Genomic DNA, 20,075 nt, shown 5'->3' on the forward strand with positions numbered 1-20,075 from the left:
CGCGCCCGGGTCTTGTACGACCCGGCCCGGGGCCCGTACGCGACCAGTCCACCCGCGAACGCTGGGAAGCAGATCACACGGCCTGCTCGGCCAAGGCGTCGGCCTGCTCGAACGGGCCTACGAGGAACGTCCTCTACTCCGCTGGCGGATCGAGGGTGTCCTCCACCGGGCGGCGCGGGCTGGCGGTACCGGGCGGGCCGTAGCCCAGGCGCAGGACCAGCTGGACGTGGGCGGGCCCGTCGGCGGGGTCGCGCAGGCGCCAGCGCGTCTCGGGGATCTCGACGGCCTGGTGCAGGACGGAGGCGCGCAGGCCGTGGACGGTGGCGAGCAGCCAGACGCGTTCCAGTGCCTGTCCGGTGCGCAGCCAGTCGGCTTGGTGGTCGAGGTGGGTGGTGAGGGTGGCGAGTTGGGGCAGGGCCTCGAAGCGTTCGGCGGGGGTGGTGTGGCGCGGTGGGTGGCCGGTGAAGCCGCGCATCGGGACGCGGGCGTCGCGGTCGTGGGAGCCGAGGGCGGTGAGGGGGATGCCGTCGTAGGAGGGTTCGAGGCGCAGCCAGTGGCGGGTTTCGGCTTCGCGGGTGACGTCGGCGGCGATGCGGGCCTCGGCTTCGGAGGTGAGGGCGAGGACGCGGCGTACGCCGTGCTCTTCGAGCATGCTGAGTGTGACGCCTTCGTCCTGGGCTGCGGTGATGAGGTCGGCGACGAGTGCCTCGGGGACGTCCCGGTTGGTGAACGGCTGCCGGCTGGAGTGGCGCCTCGCGATGGCCGGGTAGAGGTCGGCTCCGAGGGGCTGTGACCAGTCGGTCGGTGCGGAGAGGTCGAGGACGGCTCGCGGCTGCGCGCCTTCACCGGCCGGCAGCAGCCGGACGGCGGCCTCGCGGCCGAGGTGGGCGGCGGCCACGCGCAGGTTGAACAGGGCGGCGCCGATCGAGATGTGCAGCGCCCTGCCGTCGGGGTCGGCGGCCGGGACGGCCCGGCGCAGGTCTGCGTGGACCTCCAGTCCTCGCAGGTCGGGCGTCGGGCGGAAACGCCAGGGCTGGCTGTTGTGCAGTGAGGGCGCCGCGCCGCCGGCTTCGGCCAGCAGGCGCAGATCCGCAGTGGTGAGGGCGGCTTCGGTTGTCATGGTCACTCACTCCCCGCCGGCTGGAAGCGCCGGTGATACAAGCATCGCCCGGACGTGAGCTCCGGGCGAGGGCCCGACAGCCCTGCCCTGGGCCGGCGGACGTGCGGCCTGATGCGCCGATGACGGGCATCTTCAGCGGGAGGCGGACGCCAGCAGTTCGATGTGGCCGCTGCGCAGGTGGTTGCAGTGGCCGTCGGTGAACTCCAGCCGAAGGCTGTGGTCCGCAGGGACGTCCACGACCACGGCGCTCTCGATCGTGCCGTACGACGATTCGCGGTACACGCACACGCGGTCGCCGATGTGGAACTCCGCCGTCTCCGAGATGATCACCGTTTCACCTTCTCTTCCCCTGAGGGGATACGTCCACAGTGACGTATACGGTGCGGTGGCCCCGAGAGGCTCAGGGCCCCTGTGTGGGGGTCTCCACCGCCCTTGTCCGCCGGCGCGTCCGACCCTTACCGGGCAGGCCCTGACCGCCCCGGCGGACCCGACCGATGGGGCCCAGTGGCGGGCCGAACGGCCCTGCCCCCGCGCGCCACTCGGCCGTCTCCTGGACAGCAGAGGCCCGGTTGACCGTGCCGGGACGTGAACACCGGAGGCACGGCCGTGCTGACCGACGACGCTCGCACCACCACCCAGCAGCTCATGCACACCGCCTGCGGGCGGACCATCGCGGTGTCCCGGTTCGCCCCGGAGGTCCTGCCGGATGTCGGCCGCGTCGTCCTCGACACGGCCTGCGAACCGTACGACACGGACGAGGTCTGGGCCTCGCTCACCCCGGCCGAGGCCAGGCAGCTGGCGGGGATGCTGCTCCGCCAGGCCGCCGCCGTCGAGAACCCCCACTCGCTGCGGCCCGGGCGGATCGAGGTGGATCCAGTGGCGGGCGACCTGTACGCCATCGGCCTTCGGTCGCACGCCCTGGCGGTCGACCAGCCCGCCCAGGCCGGAGGCGGCGACGCCGCACCGACCCCGGTCGAGCTGTGCGCCTCCGCGCTGGCCTCCTGTACGGCCCACTACGCCGGCGGCTACCTCGACCGGCACGGTCTCAGCCGCGACGGTCTCCACGTCACCGCCGACTACACCATGGCCCGGGATCGCCCGGCCCGGATCGCCTCGGTGTCCATCGAGGTCACCGCCCCCAGCCTGCCACCGGAGCGGGCGCCCGGGCTGCTCGCGGTCATCCGCCACTGCACGGTGAAGAACACGCTCGACAACCCGCCGGATGTCACGGTCTCACTGAACGACACCGGAGAGGCCCTGGTGTCATGAAGGCGGTGGACATGATGACCGCACCGCCGGTCACCGTCGGCCCCACGGCGACGGCCTTCGAGGCAGCGCTGCGAATGGAGCAGGAGGCGATCGGCTGCGTCCTCGTCACGGACCGGGACGGCCAGCTGTGCGGCATCCTCACCGACCGCGACCTGACCCTCCGCGGGCTGGCCCACGGGGTCGACTACGGGCGGCTGGTCGCGGACCTCATGACCGCACCGGTCACCACCGTGGGCGCCGACGACGACCTCGACACCGCGTACCGCACCTTCCGAAGCGCCGGCGTCCGACGCCTCCCTGTACTCGACGACGGCCGCCCGATCGGCATGCTCACGGTCGACGACCTGCTGCGCGACGTCGTCCAGCGGCTTTTCGACCTGCTCATTCCCGTCTCCCGCAGCGTGCTGCGCGAGAACGTGGTCTGACCAGCACCAAGGAAACATCACAACCTGTCCCGTGGGAGGCCATCATGGCCAGTGACCTGCTCAGAAGATTCCCCTTCGGCTACTGGTGGCCGTCCCTGCCAGACCTCCTCGAAGACTTCCCCGTCGACCTCCGCATGCCGGTCGGCGAGCACATGCTCCGCATCGAGGAGTCCGAGACCGACGGCGTCTACCAGCTCAAGGCCGAACTCCCCGGCGTCGACCCCGACAAGGACATCACGATCAGCGTTGGCGACGGCGTCCTGACGGTCCAGGCCGAGCGCGCGGAGGAGAAGAAGGAGAAGCAGCGCTCCGAGTTCCGCTACGGCTCGTTCACCCGCAGCGTCCGCCTGCCCGCCGGCGTCCGCGAGGAGGAAGTCACCGCCGTGTACGACCAGGGTGTCCTGACCGTCCGCGCGCCGATCGGCGAGGCCGGGAAGCCCGCCCGCAAGGTCGAGATCACCCGAGGCGGCTGATCCCCGCCCCTGACCGGGCCCGGGGCACCGTGCCCCGGGCTCAGCGCGCCCCGGAGGCCCGAAGATGACCACGAAGACCACAACACCAACGCGCACCAAGCAGGACCCGGGTGTGTCCAGGCACCGTAATCGGCGGTAACGAAGGGTGACGGGCATCGTTGGCATGGTGTGCGAGTTGTCAACGAGCCTGTGAGCGTGGTGCTTTCTGGCCTGTCGGCGCTCGTCATCGAGGAGGTGGCAGACGAGGACGGCCTGATCCGGGTGACGGCGCGGACAAGTGAGGAAGTTCCATCGTGATTCGTGCAGGTCACCGGCCCTGGTGTGACAAGTGGTTGGGGTGCTCGCGCAGCTCATCACGGTGATCGTCGCGCGGAGATCATCCGTCAGCCTTTCTGGCTGTCTTCCCGGGATCTCCTGCACGCTGTGTGCCGGTCCCCTACTGTGCGAGCAGGGGCTGTGGTGGGCCCGCGCGGGAGGGGATATGGCTCAGAACCTGATGGTGTGGCTGCTGGAGCGCCGCGTGGTGCTGGAAGAACGCGTTGAGCGGCTGCGCAAGCAGCTGGCAGACACCGAGGCCGAAGTGGCTCGGTTGGAGGCCGCTGAGGTCGTCTACCGGCAGTACCAGGAGGACGCTGACGCCGGGCATCCCGACGCCGAGGCCTGGCAGCAGGCCCTGGAGGAGGCCACCGGCGGAGAACCCGCCGCGCCCGCGCCCGGCGCCGGTGTGACGCCGGGCGCCGCAGGCCAGCTGCTGATCCCGCACTGCGGCCAGGACAGCGGCCCGCAGGACCTGCCGGCCGACTATCAGGCGATCATGGGGATCGTCGCGGACGGCGACGGCCCGCTGCAGGCCAAGGACGTGGCCCGTGAGCTGGGACTGGATCCGGTGCCGGCGAAGGTGGAGCCGGTGCGCGGGAAGCTGCGCAAGCTGGCCGAACGCGGCTGGATCACCCGAACCGCGGCCGGACGCTACCTGCCCCGGTAGGGCGCGCGGTCCCGGAATAACGGCCGATTCCCGCCGCAACACGGCTTACCCCGGCGGGAGTTGGGAAGCTCGTGAAAACCAGGACCAGCCCCACCGGGGACACCGTCAGCCTTGTCTACTCCGTCCGCCTGCCGCTGTCCAGCCGGACCGTCAACTACGTGGCCGGCCTGATCCGCGCCCACCGCAAGACGATCCGCTCCCGCTGGCGCAAGCTGGACGCCGGGCGGATCGCCGTGATCGCACTGGCCCACCTGCGCAACGACGAGCGGCTGGCCGACCTGGCCGGCGGCAACGCGGTCTCGGCCTCCACGGTGCGCCGGTGGGTACTGGAGGTGATCGACCTGCTGGCCGCACGCTCTCCCCGCCTGGACCGAGCGCTGGCGAAGGTGGCCAAGGACAGCGGGTGCGTGGTGCTTCTGGACGGCACGCTGATCCGTACCCGGCGGCGGACCGGCCGGGCGAACCGGAAGAACTACTCGGGCAAGCACAAGGCGCATGGCCTGCTGTTCCTCGCCCTGACCGACGCGAAGGGGCGGCTGTTGTGGATCTCCTCGGCCCGCCGGGGCGCCTGCAGCGAGATCACGGCCGCCCGCTACGAGAAGCTGTGCGCGCGGCTGCGGGAACTTCGACTGGGTGCGGTGGCCGACCTGGGGTTCGTCGGCCTGGACGACGGGGACCAGGAGCAGCCGGCGGTCATCACGGGGTTCAAGGCGAGCGGCGGAAAGCGCCTCTCGTCCCCGAAGAAGGTCGTGAACCGGCTGGTCAGCAGCCTGCGAGCGCCGGTCGAGCACGGCTTCGCGAACCTGAAGACCTTCCGGATCCTGACCAAGGTGCGCATGCATCCGCGGCACGCGACCGCACTCGTGCGGGCCCTGCTGGTGCTGACGCACCACCAGGTGGCACGGTGACGGATGATCTCCGCGCGGTGATCACCGTGATGAGCTGCGCGAGCACCCCAATTATTCGTCACACCAGGACCGGTGACCTGCACGAATCACGATGAAACTTCCTCAGTGCTCTGACGGCGAGCCGCTCGCGGCCGCCATGTGAGATCAACTGACGGCGCGAAGGGCTGCCACGAGAAACACCTGGCCGTGTACCCACCTCAGCGTCCCCGGCCGGGCTTCCTCGCAGCCGAGGGGTCACCGCCCGATGGACTCGTCGACAGCCACGAGTGCGGCCTTCCACTGGTACGCCTCCGGCCGCCCCTGGCCAGGAACGTTCGGAACGAAGCCCCGTCTTCACGTTCATCGGCGGGCGGCCCCGCACCGGTTGGGTTGGGCGGCATCGTGGACTGCGACGAGCGCGGGTTTGTCTTCACTGTCCGGCCTGATCGGCTCCGGCGAACGACCGGCTTCCTGGCCGCTGGCGCGCGACCCGTACCTGGAGACCAGCGTCCCAGGCGTGTTCGCGGCCGGAGACGTTCGCGCCCACTCGATCAAGCGCGTCGCCTCGGGCGTCGGCGAGGGTGCCATGGCCGTCGCGTTCATCCGCCGCTACCGGACTGGCGGTTGACCCACGGCTCGCGCCGGGGCGGGCCGTCCGGCACCGCCCGTCGGCATCCGCCGGCTCGGGTGGATAATCCCCGTCGTGACCTCAGGAACAGCGAGTCCCAAGTGGCGCTCCGCGCTTCGCGCCTTCGTCCTCTTCTTCGTCGGCGGCGCGCTCAGCTACCTCGTCTGCGCGCTGGCGACGCATCGCCCAGGCGGCGAGGTGCCGTGGGTCGGCATGCTGTTCGGCTCGACCGTCTGCGCAGCCCTCACGGCATTCGCCCCGGCGCGACGCCCGCGCTGAACCTCCTCCGCAGAGGGCCTCCCCGCCGTGCCTTCGCAGTGCCGACAGGGTCACGGAGTGCCGAGGGCGGCCTCTTCCCGGTCGAGGTCGTGCTGGAGGCGGCGGCGGGTGGTGTCGCTGATGCGGTGTTCGTCGTAGAGGCGGTGCAGTTCGGTGCTCTGGACGGCGATGACCTCGTGGCGCAGCTGGCGGTAGGCGGCGTCGGCGGTTGTGCCGTCGGGGGTTTCGGGGGTGCGGTCGAGGCGGGCGGTGAGGCCGCGGCGTACCCGGTCGATGGCGGTTTCAGGCATGGCCTCCAGGGTGGCGAGGTGGTCGATGTGGTCGAGGGCGGCGTGGTTGAGGGCGTCGCGGGCGTCGTCCTCCTCGCGGGCGGTGTGCTCGGGTTCGAGGGCGAGGCCGGAGCGGTTGACGACCGCGGCGAGGGTAAGCCCCTGGACGACGAGGGTGAAGACGACGACCGAGGTGGTGAGCACCAGGACGAGGGGCCGTCCGGTGAGCTTGGTGCCGTCGTCGGTGACCAGGGGGATGGACAGGGCGGCGGCGAGAGGCATGACGCCGCGGGTGCCGGCCCACGTGACCACCCCGGCGACGCGCCAGGACAGTCGGCCGCGTCCTTGGGTGGGCTTGATGACGCGGGTCAGGGGCAGGGTGGACACGACGCGCACCGCGATCAGCACGCCTGCCAGGGCGAGGGCCTGGAGGGGCCACCAGCCGGTTCCGGCGGGAAGGTCCCGTACGAGGGTGGGCAGTTCGAGGCCGACGATGCTGAAGACGACGCTCTCCAGCAGGAAGACCACCACCGCGTAGACGGCGTGCAGTTGCAGGCGGATGTGTGCGTCGGTGAGGCGGTGACCGGAGCGGCCGAGCAGGACTCCTGCGACCACGACCGAGGTGACACCGGAGGTGTGCACGGATTCGGCCAGCACGTACGCCACATACGGGGTGACCAGGGCGATCACGGTCTCCAGTACCGGGTCGGTGGTGCGGCGGCGCACCAGCCACACCAGGCCGGCGACGGCGGCGCCCGCCAGGCTTCCGCCACCGCCGAGCAGCAGGAACTCCCCGCCTGCCGCCGGCAGGCTCACCGAGGCGCCGACCGCCACGGCGATTCCGGTGGCGACCTTGAACAGCACCAGTGAGGTGGCGTCGTTGAACAGGCTCTCCGCCTGCACCAGCACCTGGACGCGCCCGGGCAGCGCCAGGCGGCGCCCGAGCGCGGTGACGGCCACCGGATCGGTGCTGGACAGGACGGCTCCCAGCACGAAGGCCATCGCAGGGGGCAGCCCGGCGACGGCGACGGCCGTGAAACCGACGGCCGCAGCGGAGGCGAAGACCAGGCCGAAGGAGAGGATCGTCACCGGCCGCCACACCGTGCGCAGGTCGCGCAGCGAAAGCTCCTCGGCGGACGCGTACAGCAGTGGTGGCAGGACGACCATGGCGATGGCCTGCGGGGGGACGTGCAGGACGGGAACGCCGGGTATCAGTGCCACTCCGATGCCGACGAGGACCAGCAGGGAGGGCGCGGGCACACGCAGCCGCCGGGCGAACGTGGCCACGGTCGTGGCCAGAACCACCAGGACGAGAACGATTCCTACAACGCGCATCGGCGGGTAAGACCTCATCACAACGAACGGGGTCACCGCCGCCGATCGCCGCAGTCGTCCCCCGAGCCGACCAGGCTTCCCGGCACACCTACGGTCATCTTATCGGGACATTAGCGGGGGGTGGCAGGGCGTCTTCGCCTGCCCACCGGAGCGCGGCCGGTGCGAACCGGGGCGACCCCATCGCGGGCGGCTACCCTCCGCGGCCTCCCGACGGGCCGGAGTCGGCCCTGGCGTTCGTGACGGAGGCCGTCGCCGCGTAGTACCACGTCTGTCCCGTGCCGCCGGTGGCGGACCTGGTGACGCAGGTGAAGTGGACCACGGCGGCGCGGTCGCCGGCCTCACCACCCGGGAACGAGCGCACCACCTGCGGCGCGGCCTGGTGGCCGATCACATCCGTGCCGTCCCGGGCCTCGCCCAGAACGGCGGCGGTCGCCGAGCTGGCGGCGACCAGCGCCACCACGCACAGCCCGGTGAGAGTGCGCACCAGGCGCGGGGTGTTCCACCACGCCCGGCTGCGCCAGGAACGGCCGAGCCAGTGACGGGGGGCGCGCGGCGCGGGGAGTGGCACGGACGGCTGTCTCCCCTCGCGCCGTCTCCGACGCGACCGTGTTTCCCACGACAGCCGTACCGCCCGACGTACCCGTTGGCATCGCCGCGCGCCCCCTCACCCTGTGTTTCACTGGCCGCCGAACCTTCCCCCGGAGGAACCCGCCGGGGCCGGGATTCGGCAAACGGTCTACCGACAGGCCCCACGCCCGGACGGCGAACCGTTTCCTCGCAGATCAACCTCGGTCCCGTCGAACGTCCGTCCGTCCACCCTGACGCGTCCTTGACGCAGGCGACGGTCATCTTGACGAAGCATTGGCGGTGACGCATGTCCGGCAGCTGATCACAGCCTGTTCCTGTGGACCGCGCCGCCGCCGAGGGGGCGACGAGGAGGCGTGACCGCCGGTGCCGATCTGTGTGCATCGACCGCTGGACGTGACCAAGGCACGGGCTTCAGCAGTCGTGCCCGGCCGTTCGGCGCTCCTTGGCGCGGTGGGCGAGCACGGCGAGGATCCGCTGCCACGTCGGTGATGCCTCCGCGATCCGGGAGAAGATCACCTCCAGGTTCCCCACCTGGCTGCTGTCGCGTCCGTGGTCGATCTCCCAGGCGTCCAGGTCCTCGATGAGCCGGTCCACACGGGGATCGTGTGGATCCCAGTCCATTGACTGGTCACAGACGAGGAACAGGCGCACGGTCTCGGCGTCGTCGAAGCTGGCGTTCTTCTCCTTGATCCCCTGCTGCATGGCCTCCGGGTCCAGCGCCTGCAGCAGGATCCAGGTGTCGCGCTCCAGCCGCACCGCCCGTTCGCTGACCCCGAGGGCGCGCATCCGGTCGAGGATGGCGATCACCTCGGGCGGCAGGGCGAGCCGCTCGCCGCTCGCCAGGTCGGCGATCCGGCGGCGGTGCTCGGCGAGCTGGTCGATCTTGCGCTGCAGCTCGGCGTCCAGGTCGGTGACGGCCGCGGCGAACTCGGCCGACTGCGCGTTCAGCATTGCGTCGATACGGGCCAACGGCACCCCGGCGTCGGCCAGGGTCCGGATCCGGATCAGGTCCACCGCCGCCTGCGCGTTGTAGCGTCGGTAGCCGGAGGCATCGCGCTCGGGCTCGGGCAGCAGCCCGACGTGGTGGTAGTGGCGGACGGTGCGCACGGTCACGCCTACGGTCGCCGCGAGCTGACTGATCGTGAGCACCGTCTCCACCTTGGGTCTTCGGAAGTATGGCCGGGCCAGAGTCTAGGCGCGCCCCGCCCAGTCCACGACGTCACGGATCGCCTGCACCACGGCATCCGCGCGCTCGAAGCACAGCTGGCTGTGACCGGTATCCGGCAGGATGCGCTGCTCCCCGCGCGAGACAGCGCTCACCATCGCCGCGTCCAGCCGGGCCTTGCCGTCGTGCATCGCCTGCAGGGTCTCCTCGGACATCAGCGCCTGCTGGCCGGGGTCGATGCCCATCGGGGTGAGCGCGATCACCGGGACGTCGGGCAGGTCCTCCGCGGCCTTCAGCTCGACGGCAAGGCCGGGCATCGAGACCCGCTCGGCGATGCCCACGTGGATCCACCGGTCGCTCACGTGGTACTCGATCACCGCGTCCCGCACGTCCTGCGGGTAGTCCACCAGCAGCTCGACGCACATCTGGCGGATGGCGGGCAGCGCCTGCCGCAGCTGCTCCTCGGTGGGTGACATCTCCACGCTCGCAGCCAGGCTCGCCTCGGCGGGCACGAAGTCGTCCCAGTCCCGGTGGAAGGCGTCCAGCCAGACCAGCCCGGCCACCTCCCCGGGGAACAGCTGCGCGAAGCGGTGCGCGTACGCGCCGCCCAGGGAGTGCGGCACCAGGACGTACGGTCCCGGGATGCCTTGGGCGCGCAGCAGCTCGCGCAGCTCGGTGGCGACCTCGGCGGCGGAGCGCGGCAGCGGCGCCTCGTCGCTGTAGCCAGTGCCGGCGCGGTCGTACACCACCGCGGTGGTGAACCGCGCGACCTCCTGCTGGATGCCGTAGTAGTCCAGGCCGATGGCGCTGGCGCCCGGCAGGAAGACGACGGCCGGCCCGCCGCTGCCCGAGCGGTGGACGTAGAGGCGGCGGCCGTCGACCTCCTGGAAGCCGCCGAGGGGAGGAGTGAGCAGGGTCGAGGAAGTGTTCTCGTTCGTCATGCGCCAAGGCTCCAACCCTGACGCAGGGTCAAAGTCAAGCCCCTCCGCCGCAACACCCGCAATGCACAGAGCTGTTCAATGTGCGGTACACCGTCGTGAGCGCGTCAGACGCCGAGTCGCAAGGTGATGAGTGCCCAGGTCAGGTGCGCTTCGCTCACCTCCGGCAGGCGCTCGTAGCCGGTGTCCGACCGTCGGCCATCACCGCCGGCGTTCGAGTCACCGGATCAGGGCTGGAACCGGTAGCCGATCCCGGGCTCGGTGATCAGGTGACGTGGCCGGCTCGGCTGGCCCGGGACGTCGCGGGGACCGGATGACGTAAGTCCCCTGGCCGGGTGGCCTCGCCGGGTTCGACGAGGCCACCCGGCCAGGGCTCAATTCGGGTTGCCGGTGCTCAGGGCCACGCAGAGCCGCGCGGTCGAGCTTCCTGTTGGGGGTCAGCGGGAAGGCGTCCACGGCGACGAACTGGCCGGGCACGATGTAGCCGGGCAGCTTCCCGGCCAGGTGTCGCCGCAGCTCCGCGACCGGGGCGTCCGCCGGGGTGAGGTGGGCGACCAGCCGTTTACCGCCTCCGGGTGCGTCGACGGCGGTGACGACGACGGCGGCCTTCTCGTGGCTCAGCAGGGCGGCCTCGATCTCGCCGAGTTCGACCCGAAGCCGTGGATCTCGACCTGGAAGTCCTCGCGGCCGGGGAATTCCAGGTTGCCGTCCGGCAGGTAGCGTCCGAGGTCCCCGGTCCGGTACAAACGCTGGCCAGTCCGGGGGTGGGTGACGAAGGAGCGCGCTGTCCGCTCCTCGTCGCGCCAGTACCCCATGGCGACGCCGAGCCCGCCGATGTACAACTCCCCCGCCACCCAGCCTGGCCGACGGCGCAGTGCGCTGTCGAGGACCTCGAAGTGCTGGTTGGTGAGCGGCTTTCCGTACGGCATGCTCGTGCAGGTCGGGTCGATGGCGCCGATCGGATGCCAGTTCTGCGGCTGGCCGTACTCGCTGCGGCTCCGCTGCAGGCTGGGAGAGGAACGGGTGGTGGCCGGCGCCGAGCTCAACGACGTTGTCGGCCCGGCGGGCGAACTCGCGCTGCAGCCGCGGTGGGGTGCCCCGGTCCTGAGCCAGACGAGGTAGGTCGTGGGCACCTGCTGCCATGCGTCCGCCCCGACCGGCTGCCCGGTCACCTGAAGGCTCTGCCGGGCGAGGTGGTCCGCCGCCTGCGCCTGGACCTCGGGGGCGCAGTCCTGCAGGAATGTGTCCACGAGCAGCTCGGGGCGGACCCCGAATGCGCCGGCGGCGGGGTCGATGTCGTGACCTGGGTGTCGCCCGAGGACGAGGTGGCGATGCGGCTGGCCGCCGCCCGGCTCAAGGCCTCCCACCCCGAGGCCGACGCGGCCATCGTGGACACTCTCGTCGTGGGTGCCTACGACGAACTACGCGACGCCAAGGTCCGGACGTTCGTCCCGTTCCTGACGGAGCGCCGCGCCAGACCCCGGCTCGAACTGCCGTCACCTGACGCCCGGCCTGCCCCGGAGAGCTGACCCCGGACCCTCCGAGGGCTGACCCCGGGCGCTGGCGGGAGGCCGCGGCGCAGTAGCGCCGCCAGATGTCGACCCCTGCCGGGTTCGCCTGTCATGAAGCTACGCACCCTGCGCTGGGCAGCGGCTCAGCTCGGGGCCGCAGCGAGGTCGGCCGCACCGAAGGTGACCGAGAACCGCTTGCACCAGATGACGACACTGCGGATCCTGGACAAATCGGTGCCAGCCGGGACGGTGTAGTTCTGATTGCCGCGGTTGCCCTTCAGGCGGTCGAGTTCCACGGGGCCGTCACCGAGCGTGTCCGCGCGAGATTCGGCTGCGGAGCTGGCGGAGAGGTAGACACGCACGTCGGGCCCCTCCGAGGTGCGGAGGTTCGCGCCCATCTCGCCGACGGCGCCCACGTCGTCGCCGTCGACACCGGGACCCACCGTAGGTAGCTACTACCCGCTCACGCATGGCTCCGACGGACACCCGGCTCTCCTGGTATACCAGCCGACGCAGTGAACGGACGCCGTTCGGCAGCAACGGCTCGCCACCGGTGGTGATTGAAGTCGATCGGGTGCGAACGTACAGTAGCGGCGCCTCAGCCGACTGTGACCGCGGCATCGCCGAAGATCGCACCTTGCCGACCGACCGCACAGGCGGCTCCGCCCTCCACCCCCAAAGGGGCTGCCATGACCATGCTGCTGGTCCAAGGCTCGTACAAGATCATCGGCTCTGAGCCCGACGGCGACACCATCCACTTCGTCCCCACCGACCCGACCGTCTGGAACAAGCTTCCGGCGTGCACCCTGCCCAAGCACAACGCCACCACCGGCGAGACCCGGCTCCGACTGGACGGCATCGACGCTCTGGAAACCCACTACGACCGGACCGGGCCGAGCGTCGCCCAGCCACTGGAATTCGCCCACAAGGCCGCCGAGGAGTTGCTCACCTTCCTCGGCTTCAGCAACGTCCAGCGCACCGGCGAAAAGGTCACCGCCGCCACCCCGGCCCAGACCCCCGGGTTCATCCTCACCCAGGGCGCCGACAAGCTCGGTCGCTGCGTCGCGCTGATCGGCGCGGGTGCGCCGCCGGCCGCCGACGGCACCCAGGTCCAAGTGGACGTGGCGCTGCTGCGCACCACCGCCAACCACCACCTCCTCTCGCTCGGCCTGGTCTACCCGACCTTCTACAGCAAGCTCCCCCAGGATCTGCGGACCGAGCTGACCACGGTCGCCAGGCAGGCCCGGACGAACGGACTCGGGCTCTGGCCCAAGGACGTCACCACCGCGACCGGTGGCGCAGTCATCACCGGCATGTCCTCCCTCACCAACGACGTCGTGATCCTGCCGAAGCTGTTCCGACGGCTGGTGGACCACTTCAACCTGGTCGAGCAGACGCTCGCCTGCTTCCCGGCCTACCTGGCCGGCAAGGAGGACAACCTCAAGGTCCTGCCGGCCAACACCCCCGAGCTGACCCTCAAACCGCTGGTCCAGATCATCAACGGCAACGCCATCCGGATGACCAACCAGCCCGAAGACATCGTCTACGCCGAAGGCTGAGGAGCCCCATCATGAGCGATGCCACCGACTTCCTCGCCCTCTCCGAACTCCTCACCGGGGAAACAGGCTTGGACGAACAACTCGCCGAGGCCTACCGGGGCCGACTCTCCGACGCCTACCCGCAGGACCTCCCCGCCCTGCTCACCGCCTACCGCGCCGCCGCCACCCAGGGCAACCCGCTCGGCGCACTGACCACCGCGGTCAACGCCGACCCCAAGCTGGCCCGGGTCACCCGGGAGACCGTCACGGCCTGGTACACCGCCCAGTTCCTCAAGCCCGACGAGACGCCCGACGCGCCCGCGACCCCGCAGCAGTACCAGTCGGGCCTGATCTGGCAGGTCATCAAGGCCCACCCGCTCGCCACCGCCCCCGTACCCCCGGCGGCCAGCGGCTACGGCTACTGGACCCAGCACCCCTGAGCCGAGGAGATCCCGTGAACCCGAATGCCCCATACGACGTGGTGATCGTCGGCGCCGGTGTGGCCGGTTCCCTCACCGCCTGCCGGCTCAAGGCCACCAGGCCCGATGCCCGTATCCTCATCCTGGAGGCCGGCAACAACCCCACCACCCCCGGCGAGCGCGCCGCCTTCGTCGACACCTACCAGATCTCTCCCACCAAGTCCGTCCCCTCCCCGTACGCCGAACTGCCCAACAACAAGGAGAAGTTCGCCCCCTCCTCGGACGGCGTCCCGGACTTCACCGTCATGAACCAGTACTACGACGAGGACGGCAAACTGGACGTCTTCGCCAGCGGCTTCCAGCGGATGATCGGCGGCAGTACCTGGGCCTGGCGCGGCAACACCCCGCGGTTCGTCCCCAACGACTTCCAGCTCAAGACGAAGTACGGCGTGGGCGTCGACTGGCCGTTCAGCTACGACGAGCTGGAGCCCTACTACATGCAGGCCGAGAACGAGCTCGGCATCTCCGGCAACGCCACCGAGTGGGTCGGCATCACCCCGCGCAGCGGCGACTACCCGATGCCCGGCATGGCCCCCAGCTACGGCGACGAGCTCGCCCGCACCGCACTGTCGACGATCAAGCCGATCGACGGCATCCCGGTGAAGATTGTCACCACCCCGCAGGCCCGCAACTCTCAGCCCTACCGGGGGCGTAGCGCCTGCCAGGGCAACTCCAGCTGCATTCCGGTCTGCCCCACCGGCGCCAAGTACGACGCCTCCATCCACGTCAACAAGGCCCGCGACGAACTGGGCGTGGAGCTGCGGACGGCCAGCGTGGCCACCCGCATCGTCCCGCCGGCGGGTGACGGCCAGCCGTACACCGTGTTCTTCCGCGACTGGACCACCGTCGACCACGCCGAACAGCAGCTCACCGCCAAACACGTGGTGCTGGCGCTGAACGCGATCGAGACGCCCAAGCTCTGGCTGCTCTCCGGCCTGAACAACAGCAGCGACCAGGTCGGCCGCAACCTCATGGACCACCACTCCGCCGAGATGATCGGTCTGTTCGGCCAGCCCGTCTACCCGTTCCGCGGACCGCAGTCCGCACTCGGCGTCGACACCTTCCGCGACGGCGACTTCCGCAAGAACAACGGCGCCTTCCGCATGACCATCGGCAACGACGGCTGGGGGCGCAGCGGCTCCCCCGAGAAGACCCTGCAGAGCTTCCTGTGGGACGACACCAACAAGAAGGTGAAACTCCTCGGCAAGCCGCTGCAGCAGGCCGTCGCCGACAAGGTCACCAGGATGCTGCGGATCAGCATCTCCACCGAACAGCTCCCCAACCCGGACAACCGCGTCACGCTCTCCGACAAGACGGACGCCCTCGGCATTCCCCACCCGAAGATCGCCTACAAGCTCGACGACTACTCCAAACGCGCCCTCGCCTACGGCCACAGTGTCACCCGCCGGATGTGGCAGCACCTTGAGGACACCGCGGGCGCCACCCGGATCGACCCCGTCCAGCCGACCCTCAAGTACAACGGCGCCGGCCACCTCATGGGCACTATGCGCATGGGCGACAAGGCCAGCGCCGTGGTCGACGCCTGGGGCAACTCCCATGACCACCCCGGCATCTGGATCGTCGGTTCCTCCGTCTTCCCCACCGGCGGCACCGCCAACCCCACCCTCACCGTCGCCGCCCTCACCCTGCGCACAGCAGACGCCCTCGCCGACGCCCTCGCAACCACCCCCTGACCACCGAGCACCACGGCGTGGCCCGGCTCCCTCAGTCGACCACCACGCCGTGGTCGCGGGCCAGCCCCGCGAGCCCATCGGCCCAGCCCAGGCCGACGGCACGCAACTTCCACACCTGCTCGTTCCCGGAGCGGTGACGGTAGATCTCCGCGACGGCCATCGCCTTGATCTCCGCATCGCCCGGAGGTTGGAACTCCCAGGTGCTGTCACCGACTTCGACGGTCAAAGTCGCTCCGGTGAGCGCATCGCAGAACAGTCCGGTCTCCACGTCCATGTTGACGGAGACGACCACGCGTCGAACCGTGTCCGGCAGCGCCTCCAGCACGAGAGCGGCCCGCTCCACCGTTCGTCCGCCCTCGACCTGCTTGGCGAACAGCCTGGCTGTGTCGCCAACGGCCTGCGGCTGGTTGTAGAACGGAAGCCCCGGCTGCCGGGGACTGTCGCCGACGAAGCCGTCAAGGTACTCTCCGCTGCCCTCGACCGTGCGGACGCCGGGCCGGTCCAGCAGGCCAAGCCCGATGTAGGCGGTGATCTCCGTCAGGCGGCCTGACGTGCAGCTCGTGCCCGCCGCTCAGGCCGCGGCTCCCCCAGTGCCTCCCAAGGCAGATCCGGCCGACCGAGCGTGATGCCGCAGGCCGCACCGTATGCTCGTCGGATGGAGACGAACGGCGTGCGCCGGTGTGAAGTGCTCGTGATAGGAGCGTACTTCGCGGATCTGGTGTTCCACGGCCTGCCGCAGTCGGCGGAGCCTGGTGGCGAGGTGTTCGCTGAGGGCTTCGCGCTGGTGCCCGGCGGCGCCTACACGCTGGCCATGGCGATGCACCGGCTCGGGCGTGATGTGGTGTGGAGTGCGGATTTCGGCACGGACCTGTTCAGCGGCGAGGTGCTGGCCGCCGCACGCGCTGAGGGGCTGGTCGAGACGGCCTTCCGCCACCATCCCTTCCCGGTAAGGAGCCTGACCGTCGCCCTGTCCTCTCCTAGCGACCGGGCCATGGTCAGCTACCAGGATCCGGTCACCCACGAGCCGCTCGTCCCGCTGCTGCACAGGCATCGGCCCCGGGCTCTGATGCTACCTCAACTACGTTGGGACGCCGAGGTGCTGGAAGCATCCCAGGCTGCCCGGCGGCTCGGCACGCTGGTCGTCATGGACTGCCACGACACGCCCGTGACTCTTGACGATCCAGCGGTACGCCGCGCCCTCGCACACGTGGACGTCTTCACGCCGAACGTCGCCGAAGCCCTGCGCCTGACCGGCGCCGTCGACCTGGACGAAGCAATCGCAGAACTCGCCGCACTGGTGCCGACCCTGGTGGTCACGCGGGGTTCGGACGGGGCTGCCGCTGTTCGGGACGGCAAGCGCCATGACGTCCCCGCCGTTGCCGTGAGGGCCGTGGACACCACCGCGGCCGGCGACTGCTTCAACGCCGGATTCGTCCACGGCCTGCTCGCCGACTGGGAGTTGCCGGCCTGCCTCGCCGCCGCGGCGGCCTGCGGCGCTGCGGCGACCACCGGCCCGGGCTCCAGTGCGGCCCTTCACGCCGAGGACCTCGACAGCGGGCAGCAGCACCCGGTCTCGTGACCTCACCGCCCTCGACACACACAATGGGCCGGATGAGGTGAACACTTCACCCCACTGTGCGATCGTGTTAGCGTCCGTCGGATGTCGAGAATTCTGGTCACCGATCTGGACGGCACCTTACTCGGCGGCGACCTGGAGGACCGGCGCCGGCTGCGGGACGCGCTGGCCCGTCATCCCGAAGTGACCGTGGTGTTCGCAACTGGCCGCGGACTGACGTCGATCCGCAAGGTCCTGCGGGACCCGCTCGTCCCGAGGCCGCGGTGGATCATCGCGGACGTCGGCGCCACCGTGCTCGACGGCACCGACTTCTCCACCGTCGAACCGCTGCAGGAACAGTTACGCGCCGGCTGGCCGGGGCAGGAACGCGTCCGGGCCGCATTACGCCGCTTCCCCGGGCTCACCTACCAGCACGGCGTCATCCAGGACGGCCGCTGCTCGTACCACCTGGCCCCCGAGCACCTCACCGGTGAGCTCACCGAGGCGGTGGACGCCCTCGGCTGCAGCTGGACGTACTCCGCGGACCGCTACTTCGACGTCCTGCCGCCGGCGGCCTCCAAAGGCAGCGCACTGCGGGCCCTGGCCGACAAACTGGACTGGCCGGCCGAGGAGATCCTGGTCGCCGGCGACTCACTCAACGATCTGTCACTGTTCCGCCTCGGCGCCCACGGGGTGGTCGTCGCCGGCGCCGAACCCGCGCTGCTCGCGGCGGTGGCCGACGATCCCCAGGTCCACCGCCCGCACCAGCGGGGCGCGGCCGGCATCCTCGCGGCGCTCCGAACACTGGGCTGGGTCGCCCCGGCCCGCACCGGGCCCGAACCCCGCCACTCACTCGTGGTCGGATACCACCGCCCGCCCCTGCACTGGACCGGCGAGAGCTGGCAGCCTCCCACCAGCCCCAACGGCATCCTCCCCACCCTGACCAGCGCCTTCACCGACGGCCTGCCGGGAGGCATTTGGGTCACCGCCCTGACCGGCGATCATCCCAAGGTCACCCGCGAGCAACCCACCGCGCCGCCGCTGTCCCCCGTACCGCTCACCACCGACGAGTGGAGCGGCTACTTCCACCACGCTTGCAAGGAAACCCTCTGGCCGGTCCTGATGTCCGAACCGGGCCGCTTGGTGTTCGACGACCGAGCCTGGGCCGAGTACCGCACCGTCAACGCACGCTTCGCCGAACACATCAGCACCCTGGCCGCTCCCGGCGCGACGGTCTGGCTGCACGACTACAACCTCTGGCTGGTCCCGGGCCTCCTGCGCGCAGCCCGTCCCGACCTGCGCACCGGGCTGTTCCACCACACCCCCTTCCCTCCCCCGGACGTCTTCGCCACCCTGCCGGTCGCCGCCGAACTGCGCGCCTCGCTCGCCTGCCTGAACTGGGCCGGCTTCCACACCGCCGCCTTCGCCGACCACTTCCGCCGGACCCTGGCCGGCTTGCCCCCGCGACCACGCGTCCAGGTCTGCCCACTCGGCGTCGACCGCCCCGCTATCGAAGCCCTCGCACGCACCCGCACACCATCACCCCGAGCCGGCGCAGCGCAGCTGGTGCTGTCCGTCGAACGCCTCGACTACGCCAAGGCCCCCGTGCAGAAGGTCGACGCCATCGCCCGACTCCTGGCCCAGCGGCCCGACTTGCGCGGACGGCTGACCTTCCGGCTCGTCTGCCCGCCGCCCGAACCAGGCCTCACCGCCTACGACACCACCCGTGCCCTCCTCGAGCAGCGCATCGCCGAGGTCAACGACGCATGGAAGAAGCAGGATTGGCGCCCGGTGGACTATCTCCCCCGAAGTCTCTCCTTCGCCGAGGTCGTCGACGAGTACCTGGCCGCCGACGTGCTGTGGGTGACCTCACTGCAGGACGGGATGAACCTGACGGCCAAGGAGTTCATCGCCGCCCAAGCCACCCTCCCCTCCCATCGCGTGGGTGGGCCGGGCGTGCTGGTGCTCTCCCGCCACGCCGGCGCCGCCGCCGAACTCGGCGACGCGGCCCTCCTCACCGACCCGCGCTCCCCGGACGACCTCACCGCTGTCCTCGCCAAGGCCCTCACCCTCACCCCCACGGAACGCCGCACCCGCATGCACCGACTCGCCACCCTCCTCGGCCACGAACGACCTGCCGGCTGGGCAGCCCAGATCATCCACGCGATCCGCCGCCCCGATCCCGTGTCCTGACCACGCCTCATGGACATGCTCCGCGGGACCGAACGACCTCGCGGTCGGTGCCGGCCCACCGGCCGGATGCGGATGCCGAACTCCTTGGCGTAGGAGACGCGGCGGCGCGCGAACCGGCCCGCGCGCCGTTGGGCGGTGGCGGCGTGATCCAACCGATGAGCGTGGCCATGCATGAGTGCGTCAGGTCCAAGGAATGATCACGGCGAGCTCGGCGAAGCACATCGCGGCCCGCGCCCGCGCATCGGCCACCTGTGAGCGGCTTCCTCGAGCGCCAGCGCGACACGCTGGCCATGGCATGTGCGGGGCTCACCTCCGACCAGCTCAGGGAACGGGCCCTGACCCCCTCGGGCTTGTCCCTGCTCGGTCTGGTCCGGCACATGGCCGACGTCGAGCGGACCTGGTTCCGGAGCGTGTTGAACGGCGAGAACAGCAGTGCTCACTGGCCCCGGAGCGACGGCGGTGCTTTCGACGTCGACACCGCGGACCCGGTCGAGGCATTCGAGACCTGGCACGAGGAGTGCGCCCGATCCCGCGACATCGTGGACGCCGCCTGCCACACCAGTTCACGGTGACACGGCACGTACGCCCGGGTGGGCCCCAGCCGGATCTCCACCAGGTCACCGAACGCCGGTAGCGACTCCAGGAAACCCAGCGGCTGCCGCATCAACTGCCACGCGTGGCCCACCAGCGGAAGCGCCCCGGGTGCCCCCGAACGTGTATGTCATGACTACCGCCTTCTCAATC

At 70.6% G+C, this 20,075-nt stretch carries 24 protein-coding genes; 14 read left to right on the forward strand and 10 right to left on the reverse strand.

What is annotated here, in order from left to right:
- Positions 1-133: 133 nt before the first annotated feature.
- A complete protein-coding gene (locus F7Q99_RS34475; RefSeq protein ID WP_153469193.1) occupies positions 134-1,120 on the reverse strand; it encodes an Acg family FMN-binding oxidoreductase in 987 nt (328 codons plus the stop codon).
- Between the two features lie 132 nt (positions 1,121-1,252).
- Positions 1,253-1,450, reverse strand: coding sequence for a hypothetical protein (locus tag F7Q99_RS34480; RefSeq protein WP_153469196.1), 198 nt, complete (start codon positions 1,448-1,450; stop codon positions 1,253-1,255).
- 255 nt (positions 1,451-1,705) lie between these two features.
- Between F7Q99_RS34480 and F7Q99_RS34485 the strand changes: the two genes are divergently transcribed.
- The 7 genes from F7Q99_RS34485 (at position 1,706) to F7Q99_RS34515 (ending at position 6,066) form a co-directional block, all read left to right on the forward strand.
- The gene (locus tag F7Q99_RS34485; RefSeq protein ID WP_326847470.1) at positions 1,706-2,389 is read left to right on the forward strand and encodes an OsmC family protein; all 684 of its coding nucleotides are present in this window, start codon (positions 1,706-1,708) and stop codon (positions 2,387-2,389) included.
- Between the two features lie 11 nt (positions 2,390-2,400).
- On the forward strand, positions 2,401-2,814 hold the full coding sequence (locus F7Q99_RS34490) for a CBS domain-containing protein (protein ID WP_230211148.1): 414 nt from the start codon (positions 2,401-2,403) through the stop codon (positions 2,812-2,814).
- A gap of 44 nt (positions 2,815-2,858) precedes the next feature.
- Positions 2,859-3,287: an Hsp20/alpha crystallin family protein gene (locus tag F7Q99_RS34495; protein WP_153469202.1), complete on the forward strand. Its 429-nt coding sequence runs from the start codon at positions 2,859-2,861 to the stop codon at positions 3,285-3,287.
- A 481-nt stretch (positions 3,288-3,768) separates the two neighbouring features.
- Complete coding sequence (locus F7Q99_RS34500) at positions 3,769-4,272, forward strand: hypothetical protein (protein ID WP_153463723.1); 504 nt, start codon at positions 3,769-3,771, stop codon at positions 4,270-4,272.
- Positions 4,273-4,343: 71 nt separating this feature from the next.
- On the forward strand, positions 4,344-5,180 hold the full coding sequence (locus F7Q99_RS34505) for a transposase family protein (RefSeq protein ID WP_326846942.1): 837 nt from the start codon (positions 4,344-4,346) through the stop codon (positions 5,178-5,180).
- Between the two features lie 403 nt (positions 5,181-5,583).
- Positions 5,584-5,787, forward strand: a complete 204-nt coding sequence (locus F7Q99_RS34510; protein WP_195911368.1) for an NAD(P)/FAD-dependent oxidoreductase — start codon at positions 5,584-5,586, stop codon at positions 5,785-5,787.
- 75 nt (positions 5,788-5,862) lie between these two features.
- The gene (locus tag F7Q99_RS34515) at positions 5,863-6,066 is read left to right on the forward strand and encodes a hypothetical protein (RefSeq protein ID WP_153469206.1); all 204 of its coding nucleotides are present in this window, start codon (positions 5,863-5,865) and stop codon (positions 6,064-6,066) included.
- A 50-nt stretch (positions 6,067-6,116) separates the two neighbouring features.
- On the opposite strand, the gene F7Q99_RS34520 is transcribed toward F7Q99_RS34515, so the two are convergent.
- The 6 genes from F7Q99_RS34520 to F7Q99_RS43485 form a co-directional block, all read right to left on the reverse strand.
- Complete coding sequence (locus tag F7Q99_RS34520; protein WP_153469209.1) at positions 6,117-7,670, reverse strand: Na+/H+ antiporter; 1,554 nt, start codon at positions 7,668-7,670, stop codon at positions 6,117-6,119.
- A 190-nt stretch (positions 7,671-7,860) separates the two neighbouring features.
- Complete coding sequence (locus F7Q99_RS34525; RefSeq protein WP_153469212.1) at positions 7,861-8,238, reverse strand: hypothetical protein; 378 nt, start codon at positions 8,236-8,238, stop codon at positions 7,861-7,863.
- A 431-nt stretch (positions 8,239-8,669) separates the two neighbouring features.
- On the reverse strand, positions 8,670-9,407 hold the full coding sequence (locus F7Q99_RS34530; RefSeq protein ID WP_326847471.1) for a MerR family transcriptional regulator: 738 nt from the start codon (positions 9,405-9,407) through the stop codon (positions 8,670-8,672).
- Positions 9,408-9,449: 42 nt separating this feature from the next.
- A complete protein-coding gene (locus tag F7Q99_RS34535) occupies positions 9,450-10,364 on the reverse strand; it encodes an alpha/beta fold hydrolase (RefSeq protein WP_153469218.1) in 915 nt (304 codons plus the stop codon).
- Between the two features lie 216 nt (positions 10,365-10,580).
- Positions 10,581-11,057, reverse strand: coding sequence for an AMP-binding enzyme (locus F7Q99_RS43480; RefSeq protein WP_326847484.1), 477 nt, complete (start codon positions 11,055-11,057; stop codon positions 10,581-10,583).
- Positions 10,979-11,611, reverse strand: a complete 633-nt coding sequence (locus F7Q99_RS43485; protein WP_326847485.1) for an acyl-CoA synthetase family protein — start codon at positions 11,609-11,611, stop codon at positions 10,979-10,981. The genes F7Q99_RS43480 and F7Q99_RS43485 overlap by 79 nt, the downstream gene beginning before the upstream one ends.
- Positions 11,612-11,659: 48 nt before the next feature.
- On the opposite strand from F7Q99_RS43485, the gene F7Q99_RS34545 reads away from it, so the two are divergent.
- Positions 11,660-11,890 carry a three-helix bundle dimerization domain-containing protein gene (locus tag F7Q99_RS34545; protein WP_153469221.1) on the forward strand — a complete coding sequence of 77 codons (231 nt, stop codon included), beginning with the start codon at positions 11,660-11,662 and terminating at the stop codon, positions 11,888-11,890.
- A 125-nt stretch (positions 11,891-12,015) separates the two neighbouring features.
- On the opposite strand, the gene F7Q99_RS34550 is transcribed toward F7Q99_RS34545, so the two are convergent.
- Positions 12,016-12,315, reverse strand: coding sequence for a DM13 domain-containing protein (locus F7Q99_RS34550; RefSeq protein ID WP_195911369.1), 300 nt, complete (start codon positions 12,313-12,315; stop codon positions 12,016-12,018).
- 246 nt (positions 12,316-12,561) lie between these two features.
- Between F7Q99_RS34550 and F7Q99_RS34555 the strand changes: the two genes are divergently transcribed.
- From F7Q99_RS34555 to F7Q99_RS34565, 3 genes are read left to right on the forward strand one after another with little or no spacing between them, the layout of a single operon-like run.
- Positions 12,562-13,431: a thermonuclease family protein gene (locus F7Q99_RS34555; RefSeq protein ID WP_153469227.1), complete on the forward strand. Its 870-nt coding sequence runs from the start codon at positions 12,562-12,564 to the stop codon at positions 13,429-13,431.
- An 11-nt stretch (positions 13,432-13,442) separates the two neighbouring features.
- Positions 13,443-13,850: a sugar dehydrogenase complex small subunit gene (locus F7Q99_RS34560; RefSeq protein WP_153469230.1), complete on the forward strand. Its 408-nt coding sequence runs from the start codon at positions 13,443-13,445 to the stop codon at positions 13,848-13,850.
- Positions 13,851-13,864: 14 nt separating this feature from the next.
- The gene (locus F7Q99_RS34565) at positions 13,865-15,583 is read left to right on the forward strand and encodes a GMC family oxidoreductase (RefSeq protein ID WP_153469233.1); all 1,719 of its coding nucleotides are present in this window, start codon (positions 13,865-13,867) and stop codon (positions 15,581-15,583) included.
- Positions 15,584-15,614: 31 nt separating this feature from the next.
- Here F7Q99_RS34565 and F7Q99_RS34570 read toward each other — a convergent pair whose 3' ends face one another.
- A complete protein-coding gene (locus F7Q99_RS34570; RefSeq protein ID WP_153469236.1) occupies positions 15,615-16,124 on the reverse strand; it encodes a TerD family protein in 510 nt (169 codons plus the stop codon).
- Between the two features lie 114 nt (positions 16,125-16,238).
- Here F7Q99_RS34570 and F7Q99_RS34575 point away from each other — a divergent pair, with 114 nt between their 5' ends.
- From F7Q99_RS34575 to F7Q99_RS34585, 3 genes are all read left to right on the forward strand, one after another.
- Positions 16,239-17,162 (forward strand): carbohydrate kinase family protein, encoded by a 924-nt coding sequence (locus F7Q99_RS34575; RefSeq protein ID WP_230211149.1) that lies wholly within the window; start codon positions 16,239-16,241, stop codon positions 17,160-17,162.
- 81 nt (positions 17,163-17,243) lie between these two features.
- Positions 17,244-19,331 carry an HAD-IIB family hydrolase gene (locus F7Q99_RS34580; protein WP_153469239.1) on the forward strand — a complete coding sequence of 696 codons (2,088 nt, stop codon included), beginning with the start codon at positions 17,244-17,246 and terminating at the stop codon, positions 19,329-19,331.
- Between the two features lie 251 nt (positions 19,332-19,582).
- The gene (locus tag F7Q99_RS34585) at positions 19,583-19,903 is read left to right on the forward strand and encodes a mycothiol transferase (protein WP_326847472.1); all 321 of its coding nucleotides are present in this window, start codon (positions 19,583-19,585) and stop codon (positions 19,901-19,903) included.
- Positions 19,904-20,075 lie beyond the last annotated feature (172 nt).

This window comes from Streptomyces kaniharaensis, from assembly GCF_009569385.1.
GTDB classification, from domain to species: domain Bacteria; phylum Actinomycetota; class Actinomycetes; order Streptomycetales; family Streptomycetaceae; genus Kitasatospora; species Kitasatospora kaniharaensis.